Raw genomic sequence first — 13,365 nt, forward strand, 5'->3', positions numbered from 1 at the left:
CATGACCACGAGTGGCAACCGCACCCGCCGCGTGCCCACCGAGCGGCTGACCGTGCAGATCACCGAGGTCCGGGACGAAGGTGAACCGGTTGTCTTCCTGCACGGCAACGTCTCCTCCGCCGCCTTCTGGCACCCGACACTTCAGCTGCTCCCGGACCGCTACCGTCCCATCGCGCCGGACCTGCGCGGATTCGGCGGCACCGACCCACTGCCCATCGACGCCACCCGCGGTCTGCGCGACCATGCCGATGACCTCGCGGCGCTGCTGACGGCCCTCGGGATCGAGCGGGCGCACCTCGTGGGCTGGTCCATGGGCGGGGGAGTGGCCATGCAGTACCTGCGCGACCATCCGGCTGCCGTTCGCTCCATGACCCTGGTGAACCCGGTGTCCCCATACGGTTTCGGCGGCACGCACGGGGACGACGGCGTTCTCAACTCGCCCGACGGCGCGGGCTCGGGCGGGGGTACGGCCAACCCCGACTTCGTGGCGGGGCTCGCCAAGAGCGACCGCGGAGACGGTTCTCCGTTCTCACCCCGCGCCGTCCTGACGAACTACTACGGCAAGGCGCACTGGCGGCCCGAGCGCGAGGACGCGTATGTCGAGTCGATGCTCACCACGCGGACGGGCGACGACCACTACCCGGGCGACAGCGTGCCGTCCCCGTCCTGGCCCGGGGTCGCGCCCGGCACCCGAGGGGTGCTCAACTGTCTTTCCCCGCTTCACATCCGCCTCGACGACCTGCATGTGATCGCCCCGAAGCCACCGGTGCTCTGGATCCGTGGCGAGGACGACGTCATCGTCTCGGACACCTCGATGTTCGACCTGGCACACCTGGGCGCGACCGGTGCGGTGCCCGGCTGGGACGGCACCCCGGCCCAGCCGATGGTGGCGCAGACCCGCCACGTCCTGGCCCGCTACGCGGCCGAGGGCGGTGCGGTGAGGGAGGTCGTGGTCGCCGACGCCGGGCATGCGGTACATCTGGAACGCCCGGACGAGTTTCTGACGGCGCTGCTGGACGTCATGGCGACATGACGCACAGCGTGGCCCCGGTCGCTGCTGCGGCTCTGGACAACCGAGCCACAGCAGCGACCGGGGGACCGGCCCGAAGGAGGCCGAACCGGTGCCGGCGGGGTGCGATGCGAACCCGCGGTCGGAGAACGGTGGCACACCGGCGTGCCGGAGGTTGTGCCACCGGATTCACGAGTCCGCCGGGTGTCCGGCCCCGCTGAACAGCCCGACGTCGTTGAACGCGATCAGCCCGTGATCGCGTTCAACAACGGCAGGTAACCTTGGCTGTGCCCTGCCTTGTTGGGGTGGTAGGACTCGTTGATCTTGTCCCACTCCAGGCTCGTCACCCAGGTCTGGTTGTCGGAGCAGATGGTGTGCGGGTCGAACGCGGCACGCGGGTCGAGGAAGGTGAATCCGGCCTTCGCGGCCTCGGCCGACAGGACCGAGGCGAGGGTGTCGGCGGCCGAGTTGAGTGCTGTCCGCTCGCGGTCGCTCAGACCGAGAATGCCGCAACTGCCGCCGATCGTGTACAGCCGGGGGTATCCCACCACCACGACCTTGGCGCTCGGCGCCTTTGCCCGGATGGCCGCGTACGTGCTCGCCAGAGCGGTCGGCAGACTGCTGGTCGCGGCGGCCTTCGCGGCCTCCACCCCGGCGATGCAGTCCTTGTCGTCGATGGTGAGGATGCAGTTCTTCAGCACATCGACGAAACCGACGTCGTTGCCGCCCACGTGCACCGTCACCAGTGTGGTGTCCGTCGTGAGCTGCGGAACCTGCTGGCTGGTCAGCTCCGCGGTGGTCGCGCCGGAGCACGACGCCTCCACGAACGAGTACGCGGGGTGCTGTTGGGCCCACAACCGGGAGTACGTCGACGGGCCACGACGGCACGGGTCGTCAGGGTTGTCGTATTCGCGTGTGCCGGGCGCGACGGCGTAGGAGTCGCCGAGTGCCACGTACTTGCCGGCGGCGGCCGGCCCGATGTCCGCGGCGTACGCACCTGAGGCAGCCGGGACGGAAAGGCAGACGGCAGCCAACGCGAGGGAAAGGGACGCGAGGCGTCTGCGGGCTCGTGATGAGCGCATGCTTCACTCCTGGAGTGTGAGGGGGTGGAGGACCTGTTGTCCACCTGCCGGAGCAGGTGGACAACCAAGGGCGCTGCGCGACCGGGGAGCTGGAGTCGGCAGTGTGCGGAGCGTGGGGTGCTTCCCGGGGCGGCGGTCCGGGGCGACGAGTTGTCCGTGCGGCTCGGTGCCCCGTCGGCGCAGGAAGCCGATCGGTCGGCGTGTCCGGGGAGTGTCAGCCCTGAACTTCCGCGATCAGAGCGAGGGCTTTGGCCTCGCTCTCGTCGTACCGGTCCGGGAACGCCGACCGCTGTACGCTCTGCGCCAGTTCACCCGCTGTGAATTCCGGGTTGCGGGCATCATTCGGAATGGCCTGGTCCAGGAACGCGTTGGTGGCGTGCACCGGGTCCATGCACTCCTCGGGGGTGCCCCAGCCCTGGCTCGGGCGCTGCTGGAAGACGCCGAGCGAGTCGCGGTCGCCACAGTTCAGATTGTTCATGTGGGACTCCACCCAGCCCGTCTCGAACGCGGCGAGCAGCACCTTGGCGGTGACGCCGCGCTCGGCCGCTGTCCGGTACACGGTCTGGGTGATGTCCAGGGCGCGGTCCGCCGGAACCGCGCAGCGGGCGTCCTGGAGTTCGGCGTTTGCGTGGTGGCGGGGGGCATCGGCGGTGTCTGCGAAAGCGGACCCCGCAGTCACGTTCCCTGCGAGCAGAACTCCCGCTGCCAAGGCAATTACTGCACGTGCGAATGTTCCGGGAAACCGTAATCGAGACATTCTGGGCAGGCTGGACATTGAAATGTCTCCTTCCAGCTCCCGCCTCAAGCCACCGAAGCGGAAGCTGTTTGTGTGGGGGGTTGCGCGCTAATTCGGCGGACCTTATCTCAAGCGACGTGTACGCGTCAATGTCGTAACTGTCGACTCCGAGATGTTCTTTAGCCGGCCGGTCTCGAGACGCTTCTCGTGATTTTCGTGAGCGGGATCCGGTGATCGGCGTGGATAAATGATCACGCCACCTCCGTTTTCATTGGTATAGGCACGCCGGTCAGGTTTGGCGCAATCCATGTGGTGTGGGCGCCCTTGGTGCGTCAGGTCCCGGCCTTCTTTCCCCGTGTTGAGCGGGGATGGCTGCGGTGAATGGTGAATGCGCATCCATGTGGATCATGCGCGTGCATTCGGAATGGCGCGTTCGGGTGATTTGGGAAATTTTGTTGCTTAATTCACTTCAATGTCGGGTTGACTCGTATCAAGAGAAGTTGTGGACTCGATGTCCCGGAAATTCAATCCGCCGATGTCAAGCTGTAACCGAGAGAGTCGAGTGGATTGCTGTACTCCGTAGTACGATCGCGACTGCCTGTCCTCGAACGCCTTTCCCCGACCCCCCACGAGGCGCTTGATTCGCGACAGATCGCTCCTCTTTTAGAGACCGAGTCGGGCTCGCGTGCTTTCGCGCGCCCTGTGGAGAGAGTGACTGGCGTCGTTGTTCGATATTTGATTTCGCGCGCCTTCTCGTCCCCTGGAGTGTTTCCATGCGCACGCCCTGTGTCGGCATTGATCGTGGCATGTCCGCGACGACCGATCTCGTTCTCGCAGTGCATCCGTTCGGTGTTGCGTCGGCACGGTTCACCGCGGCCGCCGCACGTGCAGGCGGCCTGGGAGTACTCGACCTGACGGGTGATGTCAGGTCCGCCCGTGAGCAGTTGCGCCTGGCCGCCGAGTGGACACGCTCCGGATTCGGCGTACGGCTGGGCGATGGGCACGGCATCCCCGCGCCGGACCTTCCCGCCTGTGTCCACACCGTGGTCCTCGCCGCCGGGGCGGAGGCGACCGCCACCGAATTCCCGGGGCGCCGCGTGCTGGCCGAAGTGACCTCCGGCTCCGAGGCGCGGGACGCCGTGGCGGCCGGGGCCCACGGACTGATCGCCCGCGGCCATGAAGCCGGCGGCAGGGTGGGTGAGTTGAGCACGTTCGTGCTGCTGCAGCAGCTGCTCGCGGACGAAGCCGACGGGCTGCCGGTGTGGGCCTGCGGCGGAATCGGCGCGTACACCGCGGCGGCAGCGGTCGCCGGCGGCGCCGTCGGTGTGGTCCTCGACACCCAGACCGCGCTCCTCGCCGAGGCGGAACTCCCCGCGGAGATCACCGGCGTGCTCAGTGGGCTCGACGGCTCGGAGACCGTGATTGATGATGGTCTACGCGTGTTGAAGCGGCGTGTCCCCGGTTCGGACAGCGCCGCAGCCCCTCTGGAGATCGGCCAGGACGCGTTCCTTCCGGTCCGCTTCCAGCGGCGCTGGGGCACACTGGGCGCAGCGATCCGTGGCATACGCGCCGCAGTGAGCGACGCGCTCTGCGACGGCGCGCCCGTACTCGGGCCGGACAGCACGGGCAGCCGGGCGCTGGGCACTCGACTCCCTGTTGTTCAGGGGCCGATGACACGGGTGAGCGACCAGGCGGCATTCGCCGCCGCCGTGGCCGCGGAGGGCGCCCTGCCGTTCATCGCGCTCGCCGTGTCCGGCGCGGAGCAGACCCGCGCGGTGCTGGAGGAGACCCGCAGCGCCCTGGGCGAGGCGCCCTGGGGTGTCGGGGTCCTCGGCTTCGCCGACGAGGAGATCAAGGACGCCCAGCTGGAGGTCATCCGGGAGGTCCGCCCCTCGCACGCCGTCATCGCCGGCGGCCGTCCCGCGCAGGCCGCGGCACTCGAAGAGGTCGGCATCTCGACCTTCCTGCACGTGCCCTCGCCCGGGCTGCTGGACCAGTTCCTTGAATCGGGTGCACGCAAGTTCGTCTTCGAAGGCTCCGAGTGCGGCGGCCACGTAGGGCCCCGCGCCAGCTTCCCGCTGTGGCAGGCGCAGCTCGACGTGGTGGACGACTTCCTCGCAACCGCAGGGAAGGACGCCGCCGCCGAACTCCAGCTGCTGTTCGCCGGCGGCGTGCACGACGAGCGGTCCGCGGCCATGGTCGCCGCCATGACCGCCACCCTCGGCGCGCGGGGTGTCGCGAGTGGAGTGCTCATGGGTACCGCCTACCTCTTCACCGAGGAGGCCGTCGCGGCAGGCGCGGTACAGCCGACGTTCCAGCAGCAGATGGTCGACGCCCGGCACACCGAACTGCTGGAGACCGCCCCCGGCCACGCCACCCGTTGTGTGCGCAGCCCCTTCACCGACGAGTTCGTGGCCTTCAAGGAGCAGCTGCGGACCGGTGACGTACCCAGCCGCGAGGCATGGGAGCAGCTGGAGCAACTCAACGTCGGACGATTACGGCTGGCGAGCAAGGGCCTCGAACGAGTCGGTGAAGCGCTGTACGAGGTCGACGAGGACCGGCAGCTCTCCGAGGGCATGTTCATGGCCGGTCAGGTCGCCGTCCTGCGGTCGGAGGTCACCACCGTTGCCACGCTGCACGCCTCGGTCACCACGGGCGCGCAGGCCTTCCTCGACCGACGCAGGGCCGCCCTCGACACCGGACCGGACGAGCCGGCTGCCGCCTGTGAGCCACTGGACATCGCCATCGTAGGGATGGCCTGCGTGTTTCCCAAGGCGCCCGATGTGGAGTCGTTCTGGGGGCACGTGCTGTCCGGCACCGATGCCGTCACCGAGGTGCCCGCCTCACGCTGGGACCCCTCCGTCTACTACGCCGAGGACGGGGCGGGGGAGCACACCCCGTCGCGCTGGGGCGGCTTCCTGCCCGAGATCCCCTTCGAGCCCCTGGACTACGGCATCCCGCCCGCCTCCTTGCCGAGCATCGAACCCGTCCAGCTGCTGGCCCTAGACGTGGCGCGACGCGCGCTCGCCGACGCCGGCTACGCCGACCGCCCCTTCCGGCGGGACCGGGCCTCCGTGGTGTTCGGGGCCGAGGCGGGAAGCGACCTGTCGAACACCATGACGCTGCGCACCGTCCTGCCTTCCTACGTCGGACAGCTTCCGCCCGAGCTGGACGCCCAGTTGCCACGCCTGACCGAGGACTCCTTCCCCGGCATCCTCGCCAATGTCATCGCCGGACGGATCGCGAACCGCCTCGACCTCGGTGGCGCCAACTACACGGTCGATGCCGCCTGTGCCTCCTCCCTCGCCGCAGTCGACGTGGCCTGCAAAGAACTGACGGCCGGCACCAGCGACCTTGTGCTGTGCGGCGGCGCCGACCTGCACAACGGCATCAACGACTATCTGCTGTTCGCCTCGGCGCACGCGCTGTCCCCCACCGGCCGTTCCGCGCCCTTCGACCGTTCCGGCGACGGCATCGCGCTCGGCGAGGGCGTGGCCTGCGTGGTCCTCAAGCGGCTCGCCGATGCCGAACGGGACGGCGACCGGGTCTACGCCGTCGTCAAGGGCGTCGGGAGCTCCAGCGACGGCCGGGCCCTCGGCCTCACCGCGCCGCGCGCCGACGGCCAGCGCAGGGCGCTCACGCGGGCCTACCGAAACGCAGGGATCTCACCGGCCGAGGTCGGCGTGGTCGAGGCCCACGGCACCGGCACCGTCGTCGGCGACCGCACCGAACTGAGCGCCCTGACCGAGATCTTCACCCAGGCCGGAGCAGACCCCGGCGGCTGTGCCCTCGGATCGGTGAAATCCCAGATCGGCCACACCAAATGCGCGGCGGGCCTCGCCGGGCTGATCAAGACCACGCTCGCACTGCATCACGGCGTCAAGCCCCCCACCCTGCACCTGCGGCAGCCGAACCCCGCCTGGGACGCACGCACCAGCCCCTTCGCCTTCCACACCCGGGCCAGGCCCTGGCCCGCGCCCCCCACCGAACGCGTCGCCGGCGTCAGCGCGTTCGGCTTCGGTGGAACCAACTTCCACGTCGTCCTGCGCGCCCACGACGACGGCGCCCCACCCGTCCACGCCCGCGACGAGTGGCCCGCCGAACTGTTCACCTTCCGAGGCGCCGACCGGCAGGCCGCCGCCAAGGCCGCCCGGGAACTCCTCGCTCTCGCCGAGGCCGACCACACGGCCCACCAGCCGTACCGCCTGCGGGACCTCGCACTGGCCGCCTCCCGCCGCGCCGACCTCGCGGCCGTGCGCGGCCTGCCCACCCACATCGCCGTACTCGCCTCCTCCGTACCGGAGCTGACAGCAGCGCTGCGCCGGGCCGTCGACGGCGAGCACGCCCCCGACGACGGCATCCATCTCGCGGACGGCACCGAACCGGGCGAGACGGCCTTCCTCTTCCCCGGGCAGGGCAGCCAGCGCCCCGGCATGCTCGCCGACCTGTTCGTCTCCTTCCCCGAACTCCAGCGCTTCCTGCGCCTCGACGAGTCCGCGGCGGCGGCCCTCTTCCCACCCGCCGGCTTCGACGAGGCCGGGCGCCAGGCCCAGGCGGACCGCGTCACCGACACCCGCGTCGCCCAGCCCGCGCTCGGCATCACCGCACTCGCCGCCCACCATCTGCTGGGCCGGGTCGGCGTCCGCCCGGCGATGGCGGCCGGGCACAGCTACGGCGAACTCGCCGCCCTCGCCGCGGCCGGCGTCCTCGGTCCCGAGGAACTGCTGTGGTGCAGCAGGGCACGTGCCGAGTCCGTCTTCGCCGCCGCCGGGGCCGCCGCCCCCGGCACCATGGCCGCGGTCACCGCCCCGGCATCGCAGGTCGCCGCCGCCCTGGTGGAGGCAGGTGTTGCCGAATCCGTCGTCGTCGCCAACCACAACTCCCCCCGCCAGACGGTGATATCCGGCCCCACCGCCGACGTGGAGACCGCCGTCGAGCGGCTGCGCACGCAGGGGATGAAGGCGACCCGGATCCCGGTGGCCTGCGCCTTCCACAGCCCCTTGGTCGCCGCCGCGGGCGACACCTTCGCAGCGACACTGGCCTCGGTGCCACTGGAGACCCCTTCGATCCGGGTGTGGTCCAACCGCACCGCCGGGGTCTATCCCAGCACCCCCGCGGCGATACGCGCCGAACTGGCCGCTCAGATCGGATCGCCGGTCCGCTTCGTCGAGCAGATCGAGGCCATGTACGAGGCAGGAGCCCGGATCTTCGTCGAGACGGGCCCCGGTGCGGTACTGACTCGGCAGGTCACCGAAATCCTCGGAGACCTGCCGCACCGCACCGTCACCCTGGAGGCCCGGCGCCGTACGGGCCTGGCCGGCTTCCTTTCCGCACTCGCCGAACTCGCCGTTGCCGGGGTCGATGTACGCACCGGTTGGCTGTTCCAGGGCCGCGACGCGGTCGACGCCTCCCAGGTCCCGCGCCACAGGCGAGCGGGCTGGACCGTCGACGGCCACCTCGTGCGCACCGCCGACGGTGCCGTCCCAGCTACCGCCCTGCACCCCGCCCAACGGATATCGGAGGCTCTTGTGACCACGCGTTCCGGCAGAGAAGGAGACCACGGACACGTGCTCCACAACGATGTCGCCCACGCCGGGGCGGGAGCCGGCAGCGAGGCCCTCATCAGTGAATTCCTGCGCACGAGCCGCGAGATGCTGGCCGCTCAGCGCGACGTCCTGCTGGGCTACCTCGGTGTCGACCCCGGTGCCCGCCCCGTCCCGGTGCCCGTGGAGCACGCGCCCCGTGCGCTGACCGCGACCGTGCTCCCCGGGCCCGCCGCACCTGCCGGGACGGCTGTTCCCGAGCCCGCCGTTCCGCAGCCCGCACCGGACCCGGAGCCGGCCGAACTGACCGCGGACGCGGTCCTCGCCGCTGTCCTGGAGGTGATCGGCGAGCGAACCGGCTACCCGGCCGACATGATCGAACCCGACCTGGACCTGGAGGCCGACCTGAGCGTCGACTCCATCAAGCGCGCCGAGATCGCCGGACAGCTCGCCCGACGGCTCCACCTGCCCACCACCGACGGCGTCGACATGGAGGAACTGGCCAAGGCACGCACCGCGGCGGGCATCGCCGAACTGATCGTCGCCGCACGGCGGGACGACACCCCACCGTCCGAGACCGCTGCCCCCGGGCCCGCCGCGGTCGACCCTGCCGCTCCACCCGCTGACGCCGAAGCAGTCGTCATGGCCCCCAAGCGGCTCGTGATGGCAGAGTTCGACCTCGCGCCCGCCGCCCCGGAGCCCACCGAACTCTCCGGACGAACCTTCCTGGTCATCGGCGGGGGCCCGCTCGCAGCGGCCGTCTCCGAGCGGCTCGACTCCCACGGTGCCCGGGCGGTGACCGCCACCGAGGTACCTGATGACGGGCGCTTCGACGGCCTGATCCACCTCGCCTCCCCGGACGGCGGCCCCGCCCACGAGCCGGTACTGCCCGGTGCCGTGCCCCTCTACCAGTCCGCCCTGGCCATCGGCGCGCGCTGGGTGTTGGCCGCCGGTGCCTCCGAGGGACTGCGCGGACTCTTCCGCTCGCTGTCGCGGGAATACCCTCAGACCGTCGCACGCGTCGTCGAACAGCCCGCCGGAGCAGACCCGTCCGCCGCGGCCGACGCGATCGTCGCGGAGCTGACCGTCGCCGACCGCGAGCCGGTCGTGCTGCGCACGGGTCACACCCGCCGCGGGCTGCGGATGACCGAGACCGACCGCGGCATCCTGGCAGGCGCCGGAGCCGGACCCTCCGACGACGGCGCCGCCGAGGCGGCGGCCCTCGGACTCGACCACGAGTCGGTGGTACTCCTCGTCGGCGGGGCCCGGGGCATCACCGCCCGGTTCGCCACCGCGCTCGCCACCGCCGCCCGCTGCCGCCTGGAACTGTTCGGCCGCACCCCGCTCCCCTCCCTGGAGGAAACCCCCGCAACGGCCGCCGGCACCGACGCCGAACTCCGAGCCGCCCTCATCGCGAGCGGCCTGAAGTCCCCGGCCCAGGTCGAGCGGGGGATCGGAAGGATCCAGGCCGAGCGCGAGGTCCGTGACACCGTCCGCCGACTCACCCGGCTGGGCAGCCGCGTGCGCTACCACTGCGTGGACGTGCTCGACGCCGAAGCGGTGCACCGTGCGGTGAAGAACGTGCACGCCGAACACGGCAGGCTCGACGCGGTCGTCTACGCGGCCGGTGTGATCGAGGACAAGCTGCTCGCCGAGAAGTCCCCGGAATCCTTCCACCGGGTCTTCAGCACCAAGGCCGACGGCGCCAGGACCGTGCTCGACGCGGTCGGCGGGCTCTCGCACGGCCCCCGCCTCGCGGTGCTGTTCGGCAGCATCGCGGCCACCCTGGGCAACCGCGGCCAGACCGACTACGCCGCCGCCAACGACGCCCTCGAAACCATCGGCCGCAACTGGGGGGACGGGACCGACCGCCGCGGGCTCACCGTCCACTGGGGCCCGTGGGCGCCCACCGGGACCAACAACGGCATGGTCACCCCGGAACTGATGCGCAGCTACGCGGCACGCGGCATCCGTCTCATCGATCCCGACGAGGGCGCCATCAGCCTGCTGCGCGAACTGGCCTGGGGTCCGCAGGAGAGCACCGCCGTCGTCTACACCGCCTCGGGGTGGTGACCGCGGCGATGCCCGGAAATCGCCCGATCGCCATCGTCGGCATGGCGGCGCTCTTCCCGGGAGCGCCCGACCTCGCCACGTACTGGCGCAATATCGTCCACGGCGTCGACGCGATCACCGATGCCCCCGCGACCCGCTGGGACGCCGCGTACTACGCCCCGGACGGCGAACGCCGTGCCGACCGGGTGTACTGCCGGCGTGGAGGTTTCATCGACGGCATCGCCGACGTCGACGTCACCGCCTTCGGCGTCATGCCCGCCTCCGTGCAGGCCACCGAGCCCGACCAGCTGATCGTGCTGCGGGTGGCGTCCCAGGCGGTCCAGGACGCCGGCGGCGCCGACCGACTCCTTGCCGACCGGCGCCGCACCGGAGTGATCCTGGGCCGTGGCGGCTATCTCACCCCCGGCCTGGTACGCCTCGACCAGCGGGTGCGCACCGCCGGCCAGCTCGTGCACACGCTGCGGGAACTCCTGCCGGACCTCGGGGAACAGCGCATCGAGGAGGTGCGCCGCGCCTTCACCGACCGACTGGGCCCAGAGGCACCGGAGTCGGCCATCGGCCTCGTGCCCAATCTGGCCGCCTCCCGGCTGGCCAACCGCCTGGACCTGCGGGGCCCGGCCTACACGGTGGACGCGGCGTGCGCCTCCTCGCTCATCGCGGTCGACCATGCGGCCCGCGAGCTGGAGAGCGGCCGGTGCGACGTCGTCCTGGCCGGCGGAGTCCACCACTGCCACGACATCACGCTGTGGAGTGTGTTCTCCCAACTCGGCGCACTGTCCCGGAGCGAGCGCATCCGGCCGTTCCACCGGGACGCCGACGGGGTGCTCATCGGCGAGGGCACCGGCGTCGTGGTGCTCAAACGGCTCGCCGACGCCGAGCGCGACGGCGACCGGATCTACGCCGTGATCACCGGCACCGGTGTCGCGGGCGACGGTCGCACCGGCAGTCTGCTCAGCCCGGACTCCGCGGGCCAGGCCGAGGCGATCCGCGAGGCGTGGCGCTGTGCCGGCCAGGACCCCGCCGAGCCCGGTGCCGTCGGGCTGCTGGAAGCCCACGGCACTGCCACCCCGGCGGGGGACGCCGCCGAACTCGACACGGTCGCTGCGGTCTTCGGCCCGCCGGGTGACACGCCCCGCGGCGTGATCGGCTCGGTGAAGTCCATGATCGGTCACACGATGCCGGCCGCCGGGATCGCCGGACTCATCAAGGCCGCTCTCGCCGTGCACCACGGGGTCCTTCCACCGACCCTGCACTGCGACGACCCGCACCCGGCACTCGCCCGCACCCGCTTCACCACCGCGGACGCCGCGGTGCCGTGGGTGACCGACCCCCACAGCCCCGTACGCCGTGCCGCGGTCAACGCCTTCGGCTTCGGCGGCATCAACGCCCATGTCGTCCTGGAACAGCCCGCCTTCACCGCCGCACCCGCCTCCGGCACCGGCGGACCCGCCACCGTGGTGCGCGAGCCCGAACGGGTGCTGCGGCTGGCCGCCGCGACGCCCGCCGAACTGGCCCGCATGCTGGACCGCGACGACGCAGCCCTCCTCGCCACCGCGCCGGACGAGACCGGACCCCAGCCCGCCGGTCCGGTCCGGCTCGGCTTGGTGGACCCGACGGCCAAACGTCTCGCCCTGGCCCGCAAGGTGGTCGGCCGGGGCTCACCGTGGCGCGGCAGGAACGACCTGTGGTTCGTCCCCGAGCCGCTGCTGGGTGACACCGGTGGCCGCCTGGCCTTCGTGTTTCCCGGGCTCGAAGCCGAATTCGACGACAACTGCGACGATGTCGCACGCCACTTCGGCCTGTCGCGGTCGCTCTCCGGCACCGATGTCAAGGTCGGCGACATCGGCCGCCAGGGCACTGGCGTCTTCCAGCTCGGCCGCCTTCTGCACGCCGCACTGGAGCGGATGGACGTCGTGCCCGACGCGCTCGCCGGACACAGCCTGGGCGAGTGGACCGCCATGGCCGTCGCCGGGATTCATGCCCGGACGGAGGTCGATGCCTTCCTCGCTTCGTTCGATCCGGACGCGCTGCGCGTGCCGGGCCTGGCCTTCGCAGTGATCGGTGAGCCCGCCGATCGCGTCATGAAGGCCCTTGAAGGGCAGACGCAGGTTGTCCTCTCGCACGACAACTCACCCCACCAGTCCATGATCTGCGGCCCGTCGGCCGCGGTCGACGAATTCGTCGACCACTTCCGCGCAAAGGGCGCGATCTCGCAGGTCCTGCCGTTCCGGTCAGGCTTCCACACTCCCATGCTCCGGCCCTATCTGGACCCGATACGGAAGGCGGCGGACACCTACGGGCTGCACCCCGCGCGGCTGCCGGTCTGGTCCGCCACCACGGTGGGGGAGTACCCCTCGCGACCGGAGGAGATACGCGAGCTGTTCGTGCGGCACCTTCTGGAACCGGTCCGCTTCCGCCAGGTGATCGAGGCCATGTACGCGGCCGGTTTCCGCGCCTTCGTCCAACTCGGAGCCGGCCAGGTCGGCTCGCTGATCGCCGACACACTGCGAGGCCTTGACCACCTCGTGGTCGCCGCCCATTCCCCGCACCGCTCCGGCCTTCCCCAACTGCGCCGCGTCGCCACCGCCTTGTGGGCCGACGGAGCCGAACCGGACCGGACCGCACTTGACCCCACTCCTGCGCGCAAGGCCACGCACCGCCCGGTCAGGCTCGACCTCGGCGGCGCCCTGATCTCCCTCGACGAACCCACACGCACGGCGCTCGGCGCCGCCCTGGCCCCGCCGCCGCGCCGAGCGGCGGACGGCGCGCGGACCACCGCCCTCGACGCCCTCGCCGCCGAAAACCCGCTGGCCGCCGACTTCTCCGCGCTGCTCGACGACACCGCGGCGCTCGCGGCGGATGTGCTCACCGCGGGCCACCGTGGTGGCCCGCCATCCACCATGCCCCGGACCGGCGCGTACC

At 71.3% G+C, this 13,365-nt stretch carries 5 protein-coding genes; 3 read left to right on the forward strand and 2 right to left on the reverse strand.

All coding sequences use genetic code 11. From position 1 onward, the window contains the following. Position 1 precedes the first annotated feature (1 nt). Complete coding sequence (locus AADR41_RS13570) at positions 2-1,033, forward strand: alpha/beta fold hydrolase (protein WP_342281621.1); 1,032 nt, start codon at positions 2-4, stop codon at positions 1,031-1,033. A gap of 221 nt (positions 1,034-1,254) precedes the next feature. Here the strand turns inward: AADR41_RS13570 and AADR41_RS13575 are convergent, their stop codons facing one another. Beyond that, positions 1,255-2,091 (reverse strand): SGNH/GDSL hydrolase family protein, encoded by an 837-nt coding sequence (locus tag AADR41_RS13575; RefSeq protein ID WP_342281622.1) that lies wholly within the window; start codon positions 2,089-2,091, stop codon positions 1,255-1,257. 214 nt (positions 2,092-2,305) lie between these two features. Next, entirely contained in the window at positions 2,306-2,770 is a 465-nt protein-coding gene (locus AADR41_RS13580) for a hypothetical protein (protein WP_342281623.1), read from the reverse strand. Positions 2,771-3,633: 863 nt separating this feature from the next. On the opposite strand from AADR41_RS13580, the gene AADR41_RS13585 reads away from it, so the two are divergent. Both AADR41_RS13585 and AADR41_RS13590 read left to right on the forward strand, forming a co-directional pair. Next, positions 3,634-10,443: an SDR family oxidoreductase gene (locus AADR41_RS13585; RefSeq protein ID WP_342281624.1), complete on the forward strand. Its 6,810-nt coding sequence runs from the start codon at positions 3,634-3,636 to the stop codon at positions 10,441-10,443. A gap of 8 nt (positions 10,444-10,451) precedes the next feature. Further along, on the forward strand, positions 10,452-13,365 hold a 2,914-nt coding region (locus AADR41_RS13590; protein WP_342281625.1), incomplete at its 3' end, for a beta-ketoacyl synthase N-terminal-like domain-containing protein.

Origin of the sequence: Streptomyces sp. CLV115, from assembly GCF_038448545.1 — a bacterium.
Lineage (GTDB): Bacteria > Actinomycetota > Actinomycetes > Streptomycetales > Streptomycetaceae > Streptomyces > Streptomyces sanglieri.

Coding starts and splice junctions, on each gene's coding strand:
- AADR41_RS13570 (WP_342281621.1), top strand. CDS start 2: ATGACCACGAGTGGCAACCGCACCCGCCGCGTGCCCACCGAGCGGCTG.
- AADR41_RS13575 (WP_342281622.1), bottom strand. CDS start 2,091: ATGCGCTCATCACGAGCCCGCAGACGCCTCGCGTCCCTTTCCCTCGCG.
- AADR41_RS13585 (WP_342281624.1), top strand. CDS start 3,634: ATGTCCGCGACGACCGATCTCGTTCTCGCAGTGCATCCGTTCGGTGTT.